The 20,153-nt window shown below is 63.2% G+C and carries 19 protein-coding genes, 1 tRNA gene and 1 pseudogene; 15 read left to right on the forward strand and 6 right to left on the reverse strand.

Annotated features, from left to right (window positions below; translation table 11 throughout):
- Positions 1-42 precede the first annotated feature (42 nt).
- Positions 43-309 (forward strand): hypothetical protein, encoded by a 267-nt coding sequence (locus FM051_RS03500; RefSeq protein WP_158840559.1) that lies wholly within the window; start codon positions 43-45, stop codon positions 307-309.
- Positions 310-770: 461 nt separating this feature from the next.
- Positions 771-1,394: an IS5 family transposase gene (locus FM051_RS03505; RefSeq protein ID WP_202918659.1), complete on the forward strand. Its 624-nt coding sequence runs from the start codon at positions 771-773 to the stop codon at positions 1,392-1,394.
- Between the two features lie 282 nt (positions 1,395-1,676).
- Here the strand turns inward: FM051_RS03505 and FM051_RS03510 are convergent, their stop codons facing one another.
- On the reverse strand, positions 1,677-2,072 hold the full coding sequence (locus FM051_RS03510; protein WP_158840561.1) for a hypothetical protein: 396 nt from the start codon (positions 2,070-2,072) through the stop codon (positions 1,677-1,679).
- 153 nt (positions 2,073-2,225) lie between these two features.
- Entirely contained in the window at positions 2,226-4,148 is a 1,923-nt protein-coding gene (locus FM051_RS03515) for a hypothetical protein (RefSeq protein ID WP_158840563.1), read from the reverse strand.
- A gap of 340 nt (positions 4,149-4,488) precedes the next feature.
- Here FM051_RS03515 and FM051_RS03520 point away from each other — a divergent pair, with 340 nt between their 5' ends.
- The 12 genes and pseudogenes from FM051_RS03520 to FM051_RS51480 form a co-directional block, all read left to right on the forward strand.
- Complete coding sequence (locus tag FM051_RS03520; protein WP_158840565.1) at positions 4,489-4,713, forward strand: hypothetical protein; 225 nt, start codon at positions 4,489-4,491, stop codon at positions 4,711-4,713.
- Positions 4,714-4,813: 100 nt separating this feature from the next.
- Complete coding sequence (locus tag FM051_RS03525; protein WP_158840567.1) at positions 4,814-5,632, forward strand: hypothetical protein; 819 nt, start codon at positions 4,814-4,816, stop codon at positions 5,630-5,632.
- A 4-nt stretch (positions 5,633-5,636) separates the two neighbouring features.
- On the forward strand, positions 5,637-6,428 hold the full coding sequence (locus FM051_RS03530) for a hypothetical protein (RefSeq protein ID WP_158840569.1): 792 nt from the start codon (positions 5,637-5,639) through the stop codon (positions 6,426-6,428).
- A 17-nt stretch (positions 6,429-6,445) separates the two neighbouring features.
- The gene (locus FM051_RS03535) at positions 6,446-6,709 is read left to right on the forward strand and encodes a hypothetical protein (protein ID WP_158840571.1); all 264 of its coding nucleotides are present in this window, start codon (positions 6,446-6,448) and stop codon (positions 6,707-6,709) included.
- 131 nt (positions 6,710-6,840) lie between these two features.
- Positions 6,841-7,437 carry a hypothetical protein gene (locus tag FM051_RS03540; protein WP_158840573.1) on the forward strand — a complete coding sequence of 199 codons (597 nt, stop codon included), beginning with the start codon at positions 6,841-6,843 and terminating at the stop codon, positions 7,435-7,437.
- Entirely contained in the window at positions 7,434-7,640 is a 207-nt protein-coding gene (locus FM051_RS03545) for a hypothetical protein (RefSeq protein ID WP_158840575.1), read from the forward strand. The genes FM051_RS03540 and FM051_RS03545 overlap by 4 nt, the downstream gene beginning before the upstream one ends.
- A gap of 564 nt (positions 7,641-8,204) precedes the next feature.
- Positions 8,205-10,376 carry a type IV secretory system conjugative DNA transfer family protein gene (locus FM051_RS03550; protein WP_202918660.1) on the forward strand — a complete coding sequence of 724 codons (2,172 nt, stop codon included), beginning with the start codon at positions 8,205-8,207 and terminating at the stop codon, positions 10,374-10,376.
- A 112-nt stretch (positions 10,377-10,488) separates the two neighbouring features.
- Positions 10,489-11,304: a replication-relaxation family protein gene (locus tag FM051_RS03555; protein ID WP_158840576.1), complete on the forward strand. Its 816-nt coding sequence runs from the start codon at positions 10,489-10,491 to the stop codon at positions 11,302-11,304.
- A complete protein-coding gene (locus tag FM051_RS03560) occupies positions 11,301-12,347 on the forward strand; it encodes a DNA-methyltransferase (RefSeq protein ID WP_158840578.1) in 1,047 nt (348 codons plus the stop codon). Before FM051_RS03555 ends, FM051_RS03560 begins: the two co-directional genes overlap by 4 nt.
- Positions 12,305-13,243 (forward strand): antirestriction protein ArdA, encoded by a 939-nt coding sequence (locus FM051_RS03565; RefSeq protein WP_158840580.1) that lies wholly within the window; start codon positions 12,305-12,307, stop codon positions 13,241-13,243. The genes FM051_RS03560 and FM051_RS03565 overlap by 43 nt, the downstream gene beginning before the upstream one ends.
- 109 nt (positions 13,244-13,352) lie before the next feature.
- Positions 13,353-13,667, forward strand: coding sequence for a hypothetical protein (locus FM051_RS03570; protein ID WP_238412100.1), 315 nt, complete (start codon positions 13,353-13,355; stop codon positions 13,665-13,667).
- Between the two features lie 375 nt (positions 13,668-14,042).
- A pseudogene (locus tag FM051_RS51480) lies at positions 14,043-15,137 on the forward strand (recombinase family protein); the annotation flags it as partial.
- A 234-nt stretch (positions 15,138-15,371) separates the two neighbouring features.
- Here FM051_RS51480 and FM051_RS51485 read toward each other — a convergent pair.
- The 4 genes from FM051_RS51485 to FM051_RS03590 all read right to left on the reverse strand — a co-directional run bounded on the left by FM051_RS51485 (position 15,372) and on the right by FM051_RS03590 (position 16,981).
- Positions 15,372-15,614 (reverse strand): hypothetical protein, encoded by a 243-nt coding sequence (locus FM051_RS51485; RefSeq protein ID WP_238412101.1) that lies wholly within the window; start codon positions 15,612-15,614, stop codon positions 15,372-15,374.
- Between the two features lie 220 nt (positions 15,615-15,834).
- Positions 15,835-15,909: transfer RNA gene (locus FM051_RS03580), tRNA-Val, on the reverse strand.
- Between the two features lie 33 nt (positions 15,910-15,942).
- Positions 15,943-16,401 (reverse strand): peroxiredoxin, encoded by a 459-nt coding sequence (locus FM051_RS03585; protein ID WP_158840584.1) that lies wholly within the window; start codon positions 16,399-16,401, stop codon positions 15,943-15,945.
- A gap of 148 nt (positions 16,402-16,549) precedes the next feature.
- Positions 16,550-16,981 (reverse strand): DUF3052 domain-containing protein, encoded by a 432-nt coding sequence (locus FM051_RS03590; protein ID WP_158840586.1) that lies wholly within the window; start codon positions 16,979-16,981, stop codon positions 16,550-16,552.
- A gap of 293 nt (positions 16,982-17,274) precedes the next feature.
- On the opposite strand from FM051_RS03590, the gene aceE reads away from it, so the two are divergent.
- A complete protein-coding gene (gene aceE, locus FM051_RS03595; RefSeq protein WP_158840588.1) occupies positions 17,275-20,025 on the forward strand; it encodes a pyruvate dehydrogenase (acetyl-transferring), homodimeric type in 2,751 nt (916 codons plus the stop codon).
- Positions 20,026-20,153: the final 128 nt, after the last annotated feature.

The raw sequence follows: 20,153 nt of genomic DNA on the forward strand, positions 1-20,153 counted from the left end.
TGGTATGGTGTCCATAAAAATAGCACGCTACAAAAAGGACTCATGAGGAGTGAACCGGACTTGGCTCGACCAAACGACCTAGCATTAAGAAAAAGCTTCGATAAGGTTGTTGATACTTACGCAAAAAGATACCCCAGTCGAACTCGCGACGAATGGGAGCGAGCATTTCTAATTCTCCATGAGAAAATAAACACGGGGATCATTGCTGGCGGTCTTCCGGCAATAGTAAAGCAGCTCGAAGACGGGGAGTACGACCTAGTCGCATTTAGTATCGGAGATTTGTTCGACCTACTCAAGGATGCGAGGTGAAGGCATGCGGTGGCGCCTCAAGAACCGTAGCCCCGAACTCGTAGAGCAAACGCCGGTTAGCGAGGGTTTCGGCGTAAGATCATTCCGGTTCCGCTTAACACCTGAGTCATCGGAGAAGCCTATCGACACAATTCCTACCCACATGGTCGTTGAAGGCCAGGTAGACCTTTTCAAGATAAGCGCAAGCGCTGAAAAAAATGCAGACGAACCGAGTAAACCAGCTCATCCCACTGACTCAGACGACGATTCAAATCAGTTGCCAAATTAACAGCTTTAGTGCTTATTTCCGACCTTGGTCGGGTGGAGGGCGTTTGGTGCGAAGACGAGGGAACTCCTAGTAGATCGGACGTTGTCGAAGCGCCGCTCTGCCAGGAGTTCCGTTGTTATCGTGCCCGATCCCCGCAGGTAGCTCCACCGCGGGTTCTCTCTGTTGCCGCCTGGCGGCCTCCCACCGGTCCACCGTGCGGACGGCGCGGTATCCCACCGATGTCACCGATGCCCAGTGGGACGAGTTGGACCCGCTGTTGCCCGATCCGGTGTGTCTGGCCGGTCGGGGTGGGAGGTGGGAGAAGTACTGTCGTCGGGTGATCGTGGACGCGATCCTGTACTTGGTCGACAACGGCATCAAGTGGCCCGCCCTGCCAGCGGACTTCCCGCCGTGGCAGACGGTCTACAAGCGTTTCGCCGCCTGGGAGAAGGTCGGTGCGTCGCAGCGGTTGCTCGACAGGCTGCGCGACCGGGCCCGGCTTGTGGAAGGGCGGGTGGCGGCTCCGTCGGCGGCGGTCATGGACTCGCAGTCGGTGCGCGCCGCGGAGACCGTGAGCCGAGCCACGCAGGGGTGGGACGGTGGGAAAAAGGTCGCGGGCCGCAAGCGGCACATCGTCGTGGACACCATGGGGTTGCTGTTGGCGGTGCTGGCGACCCCGGCCTCGACGCAGGACCGGGTCGCCGCGCGCAGCCTGTTGCGGCGGATGCACGCCACCGCCGGTGGGCGGGTGAGGTTGGTGTGGACCGACGGCGGCTACACCGGCCCTCTGCACGACTGGGCCCGCGCAACCCTCGGCTTGCTGGTGGAGATCGTCTAACGCCCGCAACTGCCGTACTTCACCGTACTGCCCAGGCGTTGGGTGGTAGAGCGGACTTTGGCGTAGATCAGCGGGCATCGCCGCTGCGTCCGCGACTACGAACGACTACGCCACCACCACGAGGCCATGGTCCGATGGCCTATGATTCGCATCACCAGCCGCCGACTCACCCAACCCAATAGCCCGGAAACAGCTACTTACAAAATGCCCCCATTTTGCAACACGCCAAAGGGGGCGTTTTGTGTTGCAAAATAGGGGCGAACATTATCGAATCGATCAGCGTTATTTTCCGCGCAAAACCACCTTATCGGTATTTGCACTCCAAGCAAGAACAACACCATCTTGGATAGCAGTACATGCACCACTGGGGAACAAGTACTCAGTTAAATGAATGCGCGTCTTTGCTGCCGCCTCGAGAATCACAGGGTCAAAGTGACCGGGCAGCCGAGATCCGATCAACGTCCAAGGCTTAGGGCCTAGGTCCGACAATAGTCGGTCGAATACAACAGCTAATTGCTCTTCGAAATCTCGAAGCATGTGTTCGCCAAGTGCCGCAACCCGGAAATCTTTCTTAAAGCGCGACCGATATTTTGAATCCTCGTACTTCAACCAGCTCTGGTTGCGCAGCTGATCTGCCCACCAGCGCGCCATTATCATTGACTCTGCTCGGCGCGCCATGCACGCCTCCTTTTGATCGGTCCGATATCTTCCGTGCGTCCACCAGGAACCTGATGGACGCACCTTCGGCATCCGACCAACTTGGCAATCTAAATCAAAATGCGGAATCATCTATCAATTTAGCAATAATCATGCACACGGTCAAGTTTACAATTAGTCAGTTCTTTTCGCCGGGTCAGCGCTATTCAAGTCGTTTGAGGAACGAAGACGCAGATTATCGACATTCCCGCTAACTCGAGTTCGATCCAGCCTGAAAGTTAATTGATAAATTAGCGGGTGATCGCTCTCGTCTACAGGTTCAATAGTCTGGAGTTGACCTAACGGAAAAACGCCACCGAGTTCCTGTATGACTCTTGCAACTTCACGTGCAGCATCCTCGGATGCGCTAGACAACTCAGTTCGCTCGAGGTGGAAAAGCTGATCAAGGTACAGTCGCGCGGTCATCATGAACTGCCTAATCGACTGAGGTCTCGACGACCAATCACGTTCAAGCCGCAGGCGAAATTGTTCGATTATTGCAGCACGCAGTCGCGCGGCCACTTCCTGCCCGTTATGAACTCGCATTAGATCACGCAATACAGCTTGAGCGAGCCTGTTCAGCTTGACCTCTATGCCGCCGTCATAGTCGATTAGTGAGTGTCGCTTGAGTACGTCGAGTGCAAACAGAACGACGCCTTCAACTATTCCGCGATCATCTATGTGCGATCGGTGTTTGATCGCTGTAGCAGCGACCAGCAGATCTATCGGGAACAGATCAGTCAAAAAGACAATGTGTTGTAAAGTTTCCGCAGCGTCTTGATTACTTTTATCGAGTCGATCAATGACATATCTATAGGTCGAAATCAGATCGCTGGACGTACTCCTCAGGATCAGTGAAGCATTTCTCGGGAAAGATCGACAGAAATCATCAATAGACGTGTGTCCCTGAATACGCGAGATGAAAGACTTGGTACGTATAAGAATGTCAGGCGACGAACCGACCGTAAATATGAGCCGCTTACGCTGCGCCTCGTCTTCATCAGGAAATATATGCTCGCTTAGTTTGAGCGCTTCTTGTGTACCGAAAGGCTGAACCGGCACGCATGTAGCTTGCATGCCTTCAGGCAAGTAAACGCTTCGAATAACTATAACTACGGTTTCCAGCTTTGCCACGTTCAACCGATACAGAATGCTCTCGTCATGCAACCCGTGGAAGATCGTGAAGGGTGCTGCCGCCTGCGAATGTAACGTGCTCAGAAACGCCCGGACGACTTGCTCATCGTTCATCCGAGCAACTTCAATTCCGATACCCGCAAGTATCCTTGCAGCATTCAGTGCAAGAAGATGCTCATCGTTTGACTCTAGAAAATGGAAGCCTTCGCCCGCCTGGATCTTTTCTGCAACAATCTCACTTACCAAGCGAGTCTTACCTGAACCAGGTGGTCCAACGAATGTAACGATCTTTGCACCGTTATTCAAAGCTGCGTCGAACGCGTCGTGATACTCGGCCCGTCGCACGTACGGAACTTCACGGTCACAGATCGGCCACTGTTTAAGGCTGAATTCGACCCGCTCACTCAAATAAGAAGGTTGCGATGCCTCGGCGCTGGCGACACTAGCACTCGACGGTCGATTGAAGGCGAAATCCGGATGAGCGAGAATGGTGGCCAAACTGCGCCGAAGTGCTTTAATTCGCCGTTGCAGTGTCGAGCCTCCATGGAAGACGCGCGCCTCTTCCTCAAGTTTTCCCCGAATAGCAGGGTAGCGCTTCTCCTCTTCTGGATAGATCGGCAGCACCCTATGCGAATCGCTTGAGAGACTTTGGAGATTGTACAGTCGCAGTGCCGCCTCCTGGCAGGAGATCGCGCCAAATCGTCCGCCCAGCTGTGAGATGCCCTGCCGTACCAATAGTTCAAGTGCTAAAGCTTGGTCCCGCTCCCACTCATCCGAGAAGTGCCTCTCGGTCAACTCACAGAGCTTCGGAATGTCGATCAAGCACTTCTTCCCGCGCTCTTCAAACGTCTGGCCTATTCCACGTTCAGCCAAACGGCGTAGTTCATCGGTGATCCTGTCGATCAGTGATCTGTCCTGTGACACCGAGCAAGTATGTCGCCTGGACCGGTGAACGACAACGAGTTGTCCTTGTAGGCCATGTGCATACGGCCCCTGCCAAGTGCCACATAGGTCGTGACTAAAGGACGCATGACAAGGACACCGCAGCTAAGACGACCAAGGGAAAGCGCGCATTAGCTGCAAACACTCTTCGCGGCAAGAGCATGTCAGTCAACATGTCGGTCAGTCATACGGTCAAAGTTGACCGTATGACTGACCGACACCCCGTAGGAGTTCACCTCTCGCTTACATACGGTTCTCCTTGTCAGCAGCATGCCCATATGGGATGCGAAACCCGATCAACTCACAGACAAGGAGCTACCTCATGTCACGTAACAAGTACACGCACGAAGCTAACGCCAAGGCGCGCAAGGAGATCGAGCGTCGCGCAAAGGATTTGAAGAAGCTCGAAGCTTCGATCCACCGCGGAGAAGACGGTCCGATCCTTCCGGTGATGAACGAGGACAAGCTGCAGCGCGGTATCCGTCGCGCCCATAACGAGAAGCATAAGCCGACGCGCTTCCGATCCGGCAACGAGCAGTCCTCCTAGTAGGCAGTAAGAACCGGGGAGCCGACGATGTCGGCTCCCCGGTTTTCCAAGCCCTCAGTCAAGGGCTGAGGGTTCATACCTCAGAGACAAGGAGATCGTCATGACGCACACAATCAAGAACAAGGTTTCTGACCGACGCCACGACCGCCTCACGAAGCTAGCGGCACTCGCACTGGCGGCTTTCGTGCTGCCAGCCTGCGGTGCAGGTTCTTCCGGCCACGGTGAACTCGGCAAGCATCAGCAGGTCCTCGCCGCGTGCGACCCAGGCACACCCCCGGCATCGCTCATTGCATTTGATGGCACCGGCTCCAGCACTTCGGACGCCATCGCGGCTGAGCGGATGATCGCAGTCGAAGACGTTGTTCGGCGTACAGCGGTCTGCTCGGGCTACCTCCGGGTGCTGGTCTTCTCGGCATCGAGCGCCGCGACGAAGGTCTTGTTCGATGGCTCACTCAAGCAAGACGGAGCTACCGACAACGCCCGGCTGAAGAAGGTGCCGGACGCCGTCGCGCAGACCGTGAACGAGCTGCGCACCGGTTACAGCTCCGCAATACAGGCGCTGCCCCAGGGCGGCTCAGATATCACGGCGCAGTACCGACTGGCCGCTGAGTGGCAACAGCAGCTCGGCGACCGCTACCGGCTCGACCTGATGATGTTCACCGACGGGCTGCAGAACGTCGGCGTCGACCTCGGCGCAACGGTGCTCACGAAGGAGCAGGCCACCGCGCTGGCGGATCAGGTCATGGTGCCGAAGCTCCCGGGCGCGTCCGTCGTCGTCGCCGGGCTCGGTCGAGTTGCTGAAGGGGCGCCGCCCTCGGCGCTCGTCGAGGGCCTGGTTGCCTACTACGACCGGCTTTGTCAGCGCACCGAGGCCGCAGCCTGCACCTCGGTCTCGGACTACGCCCCGCAGGGGCGGTGAGACGGTGATCAGCAACGTTCGGCGTGCCCACTTTGGTACTGCCGTAGACGCTCGGACACGCGAGGCTGATGCGATCACCTTGCCGCGGCTCGTCGATGCTGGCGCCCATCCACGTCCCTCGACCATCGGCAGCACGTACGTCGAGCACGAGTACGCGGCCTTGATGGACGAACAGCGAGAGGCTTGGGCTGCATGGGGTGAGGAACGAGCCCGAGCGCACGATGCTCGGGCACACAGCCTGCGCCTCAAGACGACGTCCCTCCAGTTCTTGCTGGCTGAAGCCGGTAGGGAGGTGCAGGCTGCACGGACCGCATACGAACACGCCGCTCGTCTGCTGATGTCCTATGTACGGCGGGAGCCTGGCACCAAGCTCCGCTACTGGCTGGGATGGTTGGTACTAATTTGCGGTGATACAGCCGGTGTGTGGGCAGCAGCCGTCATGAACGGGGACGTACCGTACATCGCTTTCGGCCAAGCCCTCGCTGCCGGTTTTGCCGCCGCCTGCGCTGGCCTCGTCGGCACGGAACTCAAGGACATGCGGCTGGCGTTAACACGGCAACGTGAGCCGGAGACGCTGACGGAGGACGAACGGCTCTACCGGCGGTTGTTCACCGCGCCGACGGCCGGCACGCGCGTGATCAAGCTGGTCGGCCTGCTGTCGGCCTCGTCGCTATCGGCATCTTCACACTCCGTGCCAGCGTCGATGGCAGCATCACCGGCACCACCTTCGGCTTGTTGGCGGCTGGAACTGCTGTGGCATCGGGCCTGCTCTGTTACTCGGCAGCCGACGAGGTAGCAGACCTGCTCGCCACCATGCGGAAGCGCGTGCGTTCGGCAGAGAAGCGGTACACGAAGCTGGCGGCCTCCCAGGCGTTCAAGATCAAGGCAGCCAGTGAAGAAACCGCCAGCTCACTTCGCCGCGAGGCGGCGTACCGCGGCGCTGCAGCAGCCAGGCAGATCGAGTCGCTGTGCTGGCGGGTACTGCGGAATAACCCGCACGTGGTCGGCCACGGCTACGCGCCTGGGGAGAACGGTGAAGCGATCGGTTGGCGGGTGCGCCGCGGAGGAACATCGTGATTCGGCCGTCAGCGTTGCTGTCGAGCCGAGCCCTGTCAGCTCGACTGCAGGGCGACGTTGTCGGTGGTCGGGAGCAGCGGTTCCGAGCCGGGGACCGCTTCTTCTTCGGCGACGTCGGTGAGCCGAGTCCAATGCCAACGCTCCTGATAGCGCTCAGCGACGACTCCGGCTCGATCACCGGCGCATCAGGGACCGATCCGCTGTCACAGCGCTACCGAGAGATGCGCGCCGCCTTCAAGGCGGTGGCTCGGCGTGGCTCGCGGCGTGAGTTGGGGGCCGTCCTGCACTTTGATACGCCCACTGGTGCAGACGTCTGGCCGACACCGCTCACGCGCTTCGGGCTTCGGCGTCTGCATCGAGGGCTTCGGCTTCCCCGAGGGGTGGCAGGAACCAGCGAGTTGCTGCCGGGCCTCGGTCAGGCGATTGCCCTAGCGCAAGCTCACCCTGGACACGAAGCCACCCTGGCCGTGTTGTCGGACTTCATGCTGCTGGACGCCGATACGCAGCAGGCACTCGACGAGCTGGCTCGGTTTCCAGGTGACGTCCACGCCATCGTGCTCGGCGGCCTGATGATTGGCTCGCTGGACGAGCGCATCGTCACGTCCTCGGTCATGCGGGACGATCCGCCCGGCGCCGTCGGGAGAGCAGTCTTCGCCAGCCTGGTGCAGCACCGTCCAGGTAGCAGCGTCGTGCCGCTGACTGGGCTTCAAGAGGAGCATGCGACGTGAGCCCGCTGTTTCGGCGCAGTGAGGGTGCCGACCGACCGCCACTTGCCGGACGACTCGTCGGGCTCGGGCTTGGCATCGTCTGCCTGACCGTCGCGGTGAAGCTGGCACTGCAGGTTGTGGTGGAGCTGGTACATGTCGCCGTCCCGCTCCTCGGCATCGTTGGCGTGTATCTCCTGGTGAGCCGAGGCGGACGGCGGCGCTAGGTCAAAAGACCATCGGCAGGCAGGCACGAGCGCGTTGATGCCGTGCTCCGCACGTTCGAATGGCACGTGTCACCGGTCGTGACCTGCCTGTCGGTGTTGTCGAATATACAAAAAAGGCTTGTTGAATCAGCTAATTATCAGATAATGAAAGTTGGACGGGGGCGCGCTACCAGCGGTAACCCGTGGAAAGACAGTCTGGCCGACGCTTCCACGAGCTTGCCGCGCAGCACGCCCTTCGCCCTAAATAGCAGCACCCCCGGAATCGAGGATGCACATATCTTATTTACTCACAGACCCAGGATATTGGTCAAGAGTAAGTGTGTTTCGTGCGTGCATTTTCCTTGTTTCGGGCGGACCGAAAGGAGGAACCTATGCCCGAATCGCCCCCAGAACCTAACGTCATTATCAGTGCGCAGGCGCACCAGCATCCGGCTGTCCGGAAGCTAGCGCGGGCCTGCATCTCACTCGCCATGCTGCAGCAAGCAAGCAGTCTGACCGCGAGCACCGCCGAACCATCCCCCGGCGCACCACATCAGCCCGCACCACCCACGCAGGAGCGCCACGATGGCTGAGCTCATCTGGCGGGAGGCGGTACCGCCTAGAGGGATGGACCTGGCGGATCTCACGGGACTAGTGCGGACGCTTGCTGGCCGTCCGCGCTTGGGCCTCAGCCAAGCCCAACCGGTCGTCACTTTTGAAGTCTGGCTCGACAAGCAGGGCGCTCGGTGGCTCATTGGCTGCGACGAACGACTCGGTCGACACTTCTTCGGAGACCTGGCCGTTCAGCTACCGAATCTCTCGCTGACGTCAGTCCACTCCTCCCCCAGGCAGCTCCCAACGACAGCTCGTGACCTGCAGCCTTCAAGCTTCGCCTATCCCTTCCGCCTCGATACGGCAGGCAACGTTGCCGCGGGGATCCTCGGCCTTCGACGACGCCTCGGCCGCGACGAAGTGCTTGTCCTGCAATGGGTCGTTGGTCCCAGCTACGCCCGATCAAGACCGCCAGCCGCGTTCACCCCACTTGAAGCGCTGGGCCTAGTGGCGACCCCGAACCCACGCTCCGGTGAGCAAGCGGCCTGGCGCGACAAGATCACCGAGCCGCTGTTCGGCATCCGCGGCCGACTCGGAGCGGTGGCCGCCGACCAGAAGCGAGCTGGCCAACTGATCGGTGCGGCCGTCAGTGCGCTGGCGCTGGCTTCCGGGCCCAATGCCCGGATTGAGGGCACCTGGCAATCGCGTCAGGTCGCCAAGCTGCTGCTGCTCGTCGTTGGCAAGCGGCGCAGTTGGAGCGGCAGTCTCAACGCCGCCGAGCTAGCGGCGCTCCTTGGCTGGCCGGTCAACGGCGTCGCCGTTCCGGGTCATGACTTCGCCATGCGTCCGCCACCGCGGTCACTGCGACTGTCACCGGCTACAGCCACCACAGAGCGGGTCGTCGGTACGAGCGTCCATCCCCAGAGCCGCGATGCGCTGGTCCGCGTGCCAGAAACCAGCCTGGCCAGTCACGTACACGTCATCGCGCCAACCGGTGCCGGGAAGTCGACGACGTTGGCCCGCTGGCTGCTCAGCGACATCGAAGCGGGGCGCTCGGTGTTCCTGATCGAGCCGAAAGGGGACCTTGTTGCCGATGTGCTGGCGCGGCTTCCAGCGGACCAGCGTTCGTCGGTCCGTGTCGTCGACCCCGGCACGTCAGGGCCAGCGATCGGCTTCAACCCGCTTGCCGGGCCGCTTTCGGATGCCGAGCGCCGCGCGGACTCACTGCTTGGTCTCTTCCGCGACATCTTCGGCAGTGCACTCGGGCCACGGAGCACCGACGTGCTGCTCCACAGCCTGATCATGGCCTCGCGGCTCGATGACGGCACGCTGACCGATGTTCCGGCCATCCTGACCAACAACGGCTTTCGCCGCCGAGTCCTCAGCCAGGTGAGCGACCCGCTGACCATCGCGCCGTGGGCGGCCTGGTTCGACGGGCTGAGCGACATCGAGCGCTCACGAGTCGTGATGCCGATCCTCAACAAGACGCGTGCCTGGACTGCACGCGGCCCGCTGCGGCAGTTGCTTGGCCAAGCCGTTCCGACGCTGCGGCTGGACGAGCTCTACCAGCAACCGCTGATCGTCCTGGTCAACCTGAACGCGGGCATCGTTGGACCAGAAACCTCGCGGCTACTCGGCAGCCTGCTACTCGGCCAACTCCGCGAGACGGTGCAGCGGCAAGCTGCTGTTCCTGCAGGCGACCGACGACCGGTGTCCGTAGTGGTCGATGAGTGGCAGACCTTCACAGCCGGGATGGACTTCGCCGACATGCTGGCTACTGCCCGCGGCATGAACACCGGCTTCACCTTGGCGCATCAGCACCTCGCTCAGCTCAGTACCACCCTCAGAGCCGCCGTCCTCGCCAATACCCGCTCCCGCCTGGTGTACCGACCGGCAAAGGCTGATGCCAAGGAGCTGGCGGGCGTACTGGGCGACAGCGTCGCGGCTGAGACGTTGCTCCGGCTTCCTGCCTACCACGCGGCGGCTCAAGTACTCGTCGACGGCGCAACCAGTGAACCGTTCGTCGTGTCGACGCCGCCGCTACCGGAGCCAACCCATGACCCCGCTGAAGCGCAGCACGAGATCACCGAGCGCTTCGGCGTACTGCCCGAAGACATCGACGCCCAGCTGCTCAAGCGCTGGCAAGACAACGGGGCATCCGGCGCTGCCGGTGCCATTGGAACGAAGAGAAGGAGGTCATCATGAACAGACCACTGCCTACCTATCGCCCTACCGATCGTGTCGACTCCTCAACCTCCTGGCCACCACAAACATCACTCTCGCGTTGCCGACACTTCGCCCCCTTGGGAGGCGGCTGGTGAGTGCGCGGGGCCGCGCCGCTCGGCTGCGTGAGCGACTCTCCGAGCGCGATCTCGCCATCCTGCGTGACCTCGACCGACTGCGCCTGCTGAGCGGCCAACAACTGCGACGCCTCCACTTCGCGGCAGGCGATCCAACTACGCAAGCCAGGAAGACGCGGGCAACACTGCGCCGCCTGGCCGAGCTGGACATCATCGTGCGCCTCGAACGTCGGGTCGGTGGCGTGCGGGCGGGCAGCGAAGGCTTCGTCATCGGCTTGAGCGGCTGGGGGTACGCCGTGCTCGACCTCGACGAGGACAGAGGCCGCCGACACCGGCGGGTGGTGGAGACCAAGCCAGCCTTTCAGGCGCACCTGCTGGCTATCAGCGAGCTGTACGTCCGGCTCGTTGAGCACGTCCGCCAGAGCGAGGACGAGCTACTGGAGTTCGTCGGTGAGCCGGACGCCTGGCGTCGCTTCACCGGCTTCGGCGGTCAAGCGATCACCCTCAAGCCGGATGCCTTCCTGAGGCTCGGCGTCGAGGACTACGAGCTGGCAGCCTTCATCGAGCAGGACATGGCCACCGAGAGCCTGCCGACAATCGGGCGGAAGCTCGACGTCTACGCCGCCTACTGGCAAAGCGGCGACGAGCAACGGGCCCACGAGGTGTTCCCCAAGGTCTGGTGGCTGGTGCCGACTCACGGCCGGCTAGAAGCCATCACCAGAGCCATCAGGCAACTGCCACACGACGCCCGCGCGCTGTTTGCCATCTGTCTGACCGCGGATGCGGTCGCATCCCTCACGCAAGTTCCCGCTACCGAAGGAGGTGCCGCATGACCACTTCAGCACTCCCACCCCTCAACACCGTCCTGGTCGGCGACGCCCGTCAGCGGTTGGCGGAACTACCTGACGGCGCAGTGGACTGCATCATCACCAGCCCGCCCTACTGGGCACTCCGTGACTACGGCAACGATCAGCAGATCGGCAGTGAGCCCAACGTCGACAGCTGGGCCGACGAGATCGCCGCGATCGGTGAGCAGCTGGCGCGGGTGCTGACGCCCACAGGAGCGCTGTGGCTCAACCTTGGCGACTCTTACGCCAGGCATCCCCAGGATGGCTCAGCCAAGAAGAGCCTGCTACTCGCACCGCAGCGGGTGGCACTTCGGCTGACCCGCGCTGGCTGGCTGCTTCGGAACCAGGTGGTGTGGGCGAAGAAGAACCCGATGCCATCGAGCGTGCGCGACCGGCTGACGACCACACATGAGTTCCTCTACTTCTTCACCCGCCAGCCGAACTACTACTTCGACCTGGACGCCATCCGCGTACCAGCCGTCACACCACCTCATGCCGGTCGTCGTGGCCGTGCGCTGTATCCACCTCGGGAGGCGGTGCCTTCGCTCGGCGGCGGCATCTCACCGCGTATCGACCTCAACCAGGGCCTCGCCGGGATGAAGGCACGCGGACAAGAAAGCCATCCACTAGGTAAGAATTGTGGTGACGTCTGGCACCTGGGCACGGCGAGCTTCCGTGGCGCGCACTTCGCCACCTTCCCGGTCGAGTTGGTGCGCCGACCGCTGCTGAGCACCTGTCCCGAGCGGGTGTGTCAGGACTGTGGACAGTCCTGGCTCCGGGCAGACCAGGTGATCAACGGACGACGGTTGGCGCTTGGTCCGCTGCGGGCCACTTGCGGCCACAGCCGGTGGCGCCCAGGCCGCGTGCTTGACCCGTTCATGGGCGCGGGATCGGTCGCCCTGGCGGCTGAAGCACACGATCGCGACTGGCTCGGCATCGAGCTCAATCCAACGTACGCCGCGCTCACCGAGCAGCGCCTAACCGAATGGAGGGCAAAGCAACCAACCAAGCGAAAGGAGGATTCCTGATGGAACGACCAAGACCACACTACGAGGGAGGTGAACACCACCCCGACAGACACGAGTTCACGATCGACGAACGGATCGAGATTGGTATCACCGCTGCACTACGGGGCGATCTGGTCATCGACCAGCACACTGCGCGGGTTATCGGGGCTGCGCTAGCGAACGAGGATCGACCGGCACTGGAGCACTTCGCATCACACGGCGAACTGCTTCCAGCTGCCTTCCGTGAGATGGGGCTCATGCGCCTCGATCCGACTACTAACGAGCAGCACACACGTTGGATCGACTGGCTTGGCGGCTACTGGCTCGAACGACAGCGCCAGCAAGAAGAGGCTGCGGAGCGCCCAGAGGTGGCCGAACGTCTTCGCAGTTACGTTCCTCGCGTCTTCATCAGCGATCTCGCGAGTCTTGCGCGGCGCATCCATCACGGCCTGTGGATCGATGCTGACCGACCACCGGCCGACCTCAAAGCTGATATTGCCGCCATGCTCGACAGCTCACCAACACCTGGTGCGGAGAGGTGGGCGGTCGGCGCAGCGCAAGGCTTCGCCGGGATCGACGTTGTCGGTGTCACCGATCCAGCCCTGGTCTCCCAGCTCGGCCGTGGGATGCGCCAGCATGGCGCTGCCTACTCCGCCTGGGCGTCGCTTGCGGGCATCGATGACCGTTCCCAGCTCGACAAGTTCTCCGACTTTCACGTCGGCAGCTACAACACCCTCGTCGACTGGGCGCAGGAGGTCACCGACGACCTTCGCTGGCGGGAGCATCTCGATGAGGTAGTGGCTCCTGAAATCCGGCCGTACGTGTCGATCGATTACCAGAAGTTCCTCGGTGAAGCCGTCAGGCGCTGGGATGTGCTGCGTGGAGACGACGGCCGCATCCACGTCTTCCTGCGATGACCGGTCCCGCGACCATCGGCCACTCCTCGGTGGCCTGTGGCCGCTCACTCAACGCTCAGCACCCGCACGAGCAGTGGGCGGCCACACCACATCGAGGAAGGAGATCGTCATGACCGATCCCAACGGCAAGGGCGGCGTCAAGACGCTGGGCGTCCGACTCCCAGGCGAACTGCACGCCCAGTTCGCACTGGTGGCCCAGCTCGATGACCTGAACCTGGGTGACGCCGTGGTGCGGGCCGTCGAGCAGTACGTCGCGTTCAAGCGGTCGGAGCCGGACTTCGCCGCCAGGGCGGCCTCAGCGCTTGAGGAGATCGAGCGCGAGGCTGCTTCTCGGCGATCGGCAATCCAGGGCTTGTTCGGTGACACCCAACCAGAAGTTAAGCCCAGCAGCGCCCGAGGCCGCAAGGGCGGCACGGAGGGCTGAGCATCGCTCTGCCGCTCCACCTCAAACCGGCGACAGGCAGCAGTCATAACTGCTGCCTGTCGCCCTACAACTAGATCACCGACTGTAGAAACAACAGCACTTCAAAGAGAGGACAGGATTACCTCTCTTGGCACTTCCAACCGAAATTGAGAAAATCCAATTGGAGGAATTTGGAGGAATAGCCACATGGACAATAGACAGCACTTTACAGACGACAACGAAAATTTTGATAACCAGTGGGAGCGATCGCCCGCGACGGAAGCAAGGCTAGCTGACAACGATCGATGGAATGACGCTCGACATGAGAAGATCCTCAAGCTTCGCGCCAGACAAGTCCCTGAACAGCATGAAGCAACGACACCTCCGTCCGCTCGCATGGCAGCAGTTGCCGAACGGCTCCCTCGTGCCGCACGTCGAGCACTGAAGCAGCAGCAACGAAGCTCTCCCATTGCATTTACCTACCTGCGGGTTAGCACGAAAGAGCAGGCTAGGCGAGGCGGTAACGCCGAGGGCTACTCCATCCCCGCACAACGTGATGGCTGCCGCTTGAAGGCCGAGCAGATGGGCGTGACGATCGCTGGTGAGTACATAGATGCTGGTGACTCAGCCCGCTCCGCCGACCGGGACGACCTCCAGCGGATGCTCAGGGACATCAAGACCGTCAAGCCCGACTACGTCATCATCCACAAGATCGACCGGCTTGCCCGTAACCGGGAAGACGACATCGCGATCAACTTGCTGCTACGGCGACATGGCGTACAGCTCGTCTCCTGCATGGAGAACATCGACGACACACCGAGTGGCAAGCTGCTCTACGGTCTCATGGCCGAAATCGCCCAGTTCTACTCGAGCAACCTGGCACAGGAGGTCATGAAGGGGCTGCTCGCCAAGGCCGAAGAGGGTGGGACGCCCTACCGAGCACCACTTGGCTACCTGAACCGTCGGGAGATCAGCCACGGTGTCGAACGGGCGTGGGTAGAACTGGACCCCGAACGCCATGAAGTCATCCGCTGGTGCTTCGAGCAGTACGCAACCGGGGAGTGGACGGTGGCTGACTTGACGTTGGCGGCTCAGACTAAAGGGTTGACCAGCCGTCCCACGGCGACCAAGCCAGCCATACCGATCGCCCTGACCACCATGCACCACACGCTGCAGAACCCGTACTACATGGGCATCGTGCCCTACCGGGGCATCCACTACGAGGGCAAGCACACTCCGCTGGTCGAGCCTGAGGTCTGGCTGGCCGTGCAGGACATCCTCGCCAGCCGCACCAACGGCGGGGAGAAGGACCGCAAGCACCCGCACTACCTGCGCGGCAGCATCTACTGCTCAGCCTGTGGTGGCCGCCTCGTCTACTCCCAAAACAAGGGCAACGGCGGCATCTACGAGTACTACTTCTGCGTCAAGAAGAAGACCAAGGCGAACAACTGCACCCGCCGGGCCATGCGGGTCGGGCGCATCGAAGACGCGTTGATCAACTTCTATACGCACTTCAGTATCGGGCTGGAGGTCGTCGACCTCCTACGGACGTCCGTAGCGAGCGAACTGGCCGCCCGAGCCGCAGATGCCGAGCGGGGCACTCGCCGAGCCCGGAAGCGCAAAGCTCAGCTTGAGTCGGAGCGCCACAAGCTCCTCCAAGCCCACTACGCCGGAGCCATCCCGCAGGACCTACTGGCCAGCGAGATGCAGCGCTTCACCCGCGAGCTAGCCGAGGCAGACAGCGAACTGACTACGGCCCGCGGTAGCGAGGTGGGGGTACTGGAAACGCTTGAGGCTGCGCTTCGGGTGGCCGAACGCATCCAGCGCGGCTATCTGGAGGCACCGGACCAGACCAGGCGGCAGATCAACCAGGGCTTCTTCAAGAAGCTGTTCATCGGTGAGGACGGCTCGGTCGAACGTGCTGAGTTGAACGAGCCGTTCGCCAGCCTCAACCGTGCAGCCGAGCACGCCGCGCGCATGGTGGCCGGGCGAGACATGCCCGAAGTGGCCGCCGGGGAGGTCGTAGACGCCGCAGAGGACGAGCGGGAGATCGCGCTACCCGACCAGCGGGCGACCCCGACGGACGTCTTCAAGGCCACGTTCAGAAACGGCACTACGGTGACGGAAAGTAAAAACGAAACCACGCACCGTGAGATTTTCTCGGTGCGTGGTTTGAATGAGGTCTACGTGGTGGGCGCGGCAGGATTCGAACCTGCGACCGCTCGGGTGTAAACCGAGTGCTCTTCCGCTGAGCTACGCGCCCCCGAAGCGCCGGCGGACCGGCGCCGGGAAGGTATCAGGCCAGTGCTGCCACGGCCTTCTTCCACGCCTCCTGGTCGCGGGGCTCGCCAGGGGCGTTCACCTCGGCGTACCGGATCACACCGGAGGTGTCGATCAGGAACGTGCCGCGGTTGGCCAGGCCCGCCTTCTCGTTGAACACGCCGTAGGCCTGCGCCACCTCCCCGTGCGGCCAGAAGTCCGACAGCAGCGGGAACTGGTAGCCCTGTTCCGCGGCCCACGCCTTCAGGCTGAACGGCGTGTCCACGGACACGCCGACGACCTGCACGTTCTCGTCCTCGTACACGGCCAGTTCGTCCCGCACCTGGCACAGCTCGCCGGTGCAGATCCCGCTGAACGCGAACGGGTAGAACACCAGCAGCACGTTGCGCTCCCCGCGGAACGAGGACAGCGTCACCGGCTGCTTGTTGTAGTCGTTGAGCGTGAAGTCCGGGGCCTCCGCACCAACCTGAACCATGCAACCCTCCACAGCGCAACCCGAAGAACGGGCTCCACCCGATCGGGGAGCCCGCCGTCGAGCCTAGGGCAACGACCGTGCGCGCCTCGTCCTGGCCGGCGCCTCGTCGTGGCTCAGCGCTTCATCCGGGCTTGGCGCTCGTCTCGGCTCAGCGCTTCGTCTTGGCCGACTTCGGCGAGACGAGCCTGGTCGCCGACCAGTCACCACTCACCGTGATGTTGGAGGTCTGGGCGAGCCCGGCGGTGGACACGGCCTCGGCGATGTCACTCGGCTCGACGTGACCGGTCCGCCCCGTCTTGGGCGTCAACACCCAGATCACGCCGTCGTCGGCCAGTGACGTGGTGGCGTTGATCAGGGCGTCGGCGAGGTCGCCGTCGTCGTCGCGCCACCACAGCAGGACAACTTCCATCACCTCGTCGGAGTCCTCATCGAGCAGATCACCGCCCACCCGCTCCTCGATCGCGGCGCGCAGGTCGTCGTCGACGTCCTCGTCCCAGCCGATCTCCTGGACCACGCTGCCCGGTTCGATCCCGAGCCTGTCGGCGACACCGATCTTGCCGGCGTCTTCCGCGGCGACCACGGCTTCCACTCCTCCAAGTACACAAGAGCGGCAGCCGGGTACGACTGCCGCGATGTCACTACCAGTCGCGGCTAGCGAACACTGTCAGCCCCGCCACGCGCAACCGTAAGGGCCAAGACACGCCGCATCGGGTACCCCCGGATGCAGTCCCCCGACCGGATGAGGCACGCTCTACATACCTCCTATTCGCGCGCGCGAGGGACACGATCCAGAACTACTCACCGGTAGCGGTGACGGGAGAGTGTCCGTCCGGCAACGATGGGAGTCAGAAGACCCCGGAACGAGGAGATCCCTTGGCCCCGCAGAACACCCCCGAGCGGGTACGCGTCATCCGTGACGGTCTGGCCGCCCACCTCCCCGACATCGACCCGGAGGAGACCGCGGAGTGGCTGGAGTCGTTCGACGCCGCGCTCAAGGGCGGCGGGCAGCAGCGCGCCCGCTACCTGATGCTGCGGCTGCTCGAGCGGGCCAGGGAGAGCCACGTCGGCGTCCCGTCGTTGACCAGCACGGACTACGTCAACACCATCCCCACCGAACGGGAGCCGTGGTTCCCCGGTGACGAGGAGGTGGAGCGCCGCTACCGGGCCTGGATCCGGTGGAACGCGGCGATGACGGTGCACCGCGCGCAGCGCCCCGGCGTCGGCGTCGGCGGTCACATCTCGACCTACGCGTCCTCGGCGAGCCTGTACGAGGTCGGCTTCAACCACTTCTTCCGGGGCAAGGACCACCCCGGCGGCGGTGACCACGTGTTCATCCAGGGGCACGCCTCCCCCGGCGTGTACGCCCGCGCGTTCCTGGAGGGCCGGCTGTCCGCCGAGCAGTTGGACGGCTTCCGCCAGGAGTACTCGCACGCCGGACCGGGTGGCGGCATCCCGTCGTACCCGCACCCGCGGCTGATGCCGGACTTCTGGGAGTTCCCGACCGTCTCCATGGGCCTCGGCCCGATGAACGCGATCTACCAGGCGCGGTTCAACCGCTACCTGCGCGACCGCGGCATCAAGGACACGTCCGACCAGCACGTCTGGGCGTTCCTCGGCGACGGCGAGATGGACGAGCCGGAATCGCGCGGCCTGCTCCAGGTCGCGGCGAACGAGCAGCTGGACAACCTGACCTTCGTGGTCAACTGCAACCTCCAGCGCCTCGACGGCCCGGTGCGCGGCAACGGCAAGATCATCCAGGAGCTGGAGGCGTTCTTCCGCGGTGCGGGCTGGAACGTCATCAAGGTCATCTGGGGCCGTGAGTGGGACTCCCTGCTGCACGCCGATCGCGACGGCGCGCTGGTGAACCTGATGAACACCACGCCGGACGGCGACTACCAGACGTACAAGGCCAACGACGGCGCCTATGTCAAGGAGCACTTCTTCGGGCGCGACCCGCGCACGAAGGACCTGGTGTCGCACATGTCCGACGACGAGGTGTGGAACCTCAAGCGCGGCGGCCACGACTACCGCAAGGTCTACGCGGCGTACAAGGCGGCGGTGGAGCACCACGGCCAGCCGACGGTCATCCTGGCCAAGACCATCAAGGGCTACGGCCTCGGCCCGCACTTCGCGGCGCGCAACGCCACGCACCAGATGAAGAAGTTCACCCTGGAAGACCTGAAGCTCCTCCGCGACAACCTGCGCATCCCGATCGAGGACAAGGACCTCGACCCGTACCTGCCGCCGTACTTCCACCCCGGCCAGGACTCCCCGGAGATCCAGTACCTGCTGGAGCGGCGCAAGCAGCTCGGCGGTTTCGTGCCGGAGCGGCGGACCAAGTCCAAGGCGCTGGTGCTGCCGGGCGACAAGGTCTACGAGGTGATCCGCAAGGGCTCGGGCAAGCAGGAGGTCGCCACCACGATGGCGTTCGTCCGGCTGGTCCGGGACCTGGCCAAGGACCCGGAGATCGGCGGCCGGATCGTGCCGATCATCCCGGACGAGGCGCGCACGTTCGGCATGGACTCGATGTTCCCGGCGCAGAAGATCTACAACCCGAACGGGCAGATGTACACCTCCGTGGACGCCCAGCTCATGCTGGCGTACAAGGAGAGCGAGCAGGGGCAGATCCTGCACGAGGGCATCAACGAGGCGGGCTCGACGTCGTCGTTCACCGCCGCCGGCACGTCGTACTCGACGCACGGCGAGCCGATGATCCCGATCTACATCTTCTACTCGATGTTCGGGTTCCAGCGCACCGGCGACGGCCTGTGGGCGGCGGCGGACCAGATGGCGCGCGGTTTCGTGCTGGGCGCCACGGCGGGCCGGACCACACTGACGGGTGAAGGTCTCCAGCACGCGGACGGGCACTCGCTGCTGCTGGCGCACACCAACCCCGCGGTGGTGGCGTACGACCCGGCGTGGTCGTTCGAGGTGGCGCACATCGTCAAGGACGGTCTGCGGCGGATGTACGGCGAGAACGCCGAGAACATCTTCTACTACATGACCGTCTACAACGAGCCGTACCAGCAGCCGGCCGAGCCGGAGGGCCTGGACGTCGAAGGCCTGCTCAAGGGCCTGTACCGGTACCAGGTGGCGCCGGCGCAGAGCGGTCCGCGGGCGCAGTTGCTGGCCTCCGGCGTGGGCATGCCGTGGGCGATCAAGGCGCAGCGGCTGCTGGCCGAGGAGTGGGGCGTGCAGGCCGACGTGTGGTCGGCGACGTCGTACTCGGAGCTGCGGCGCGAGGCGGTCGAGGTCGACCGGCACAACCTGCTGCACCCCGACCAGGAGCCGCGCGTGCCGTACGTCACGCAGGTGCTGGCGGACGCGGCCGGTCCGGTGGTGGCGGTGTCCGACTGGATGCGCGCGGTGCCGGACCTGATCCGGCCGTACGTGCCGACGGACATGACCACGCTGGGCACCGACGGGTTCGGTTTCTCCGACACCCGCCCGGCGGCGCGGCGGCACTTCCTGGTCGACGCCGAGTCGGTCGTGGTGGCCACCCTCGCCGCGTTGGCCAAGCGCGGTGAGATCCAGCAGTCGCTGGTCGTGCAGGCGGCCCGGAAGTACCGGATCGACGACGTGAGCGCGGCGGGCCCGTCCACCTCGGACGCCGGCCTGGCCTGATCGACGCACGACCCGGGGGCGGTTCCGCTTGGCGGAGCCGCCCCCGGGTCGTTTCCGCAGTAGTGCGGTCCACCTGCGCGGATATCGACTTCGACCGTGCCGGTTGTGATCCACCCCATAGACTCGGG

This window comes from Saccharothrix deserti, from assembly GCF_009769385.1.
Classification (GTDB): domain Bacteria; phylum Actinomycetota; class Actinomycetes; order Mycobacteriales; family Pseudonocardiaceae; genus Actinosynnema; species Actinosynnema deserti.

Excerpts from the sequence above, each read along its gene's own strand:
- FM051_RS03500 (WP_158840559.1), top strand. The coding sequence starts at position 43 with ATGAGGAGTGAACCGGACTTGGCTCGACCAAACGACCTAGCATTAAGA.
- FM051_RS03510 (WP_158840561.1), bottom strand. The coding sequence starts at position 2,072 with ATGGCGCGCCGAGCAGAGTCAATGATAATGGCGCGCTGGTGGGCAGAT.
- FM051_RS03520 (WP_158840565.1), top strand. The coding sequence starts at position 4,489 with ATGTCACGTAACAAGTACACGCACGAAGCTAACGCCAAGGCGCGCAAG.
- FM051_RS03525 (WP_158840567.1), top strand. The coding sequence starts at position 4,814 with ATGACGCACACAATCAAGAACAAGGTTTCTGACCGACGCCACGACCGC.
- FM051_RS03535 (WP_158840571.1), top strand. The coding sequence starts at position 6,446 with ATGCGGAAGCGCGTGCGTTCGGCAGAGAAGCGGTACACGAAGCTGGCG.
- FM051_RS03540 (WP_158840573.1), top strand. The coding sequence starts at position 6,841 with ATGCCAACGCTCCTGATAGCGCTCAGCGACGACTCCGGCTCGATCACC.
- FM051_RS03550 (WP_202918660.1), top strand. The coding sequence starts at position 8,205 with ATGGCTGAGCTCATCTGGCGGGAGGCGGTACCGCCTAGAGGGATGGAC.
- FM051_RS03560 (WP_158840578.1), top strand. The coding sequence starts at position 11,301 with ATGACCACTTCAGCACTCCCACCCCTCAACACCGTCCTGGTCGGCGAC.
- FM051_RS03565 (WP_158840580.1), top strand. The coding sequence starts at position 12,305 with ATGGAGGGCAAAGCAACCAACCAAGCGAAAGGAGGATTCCTGATGGAA.
- FM051_RS03570 (WP_238412100.1), top strand. The coding sequence starts at position 13,353 with ATGACCGATCCCAACGGCAAGGGCGGCGTCAAGACGCTGGGCGTCCGA.
- FM051_RS03585 (WP_158840584.1), bottom strand. The coding sequence starts at position 16,401 with ATGGTTCAGGTTGGTGCGGAGGCCCCGGACTTCACGCTCAACGACTAC.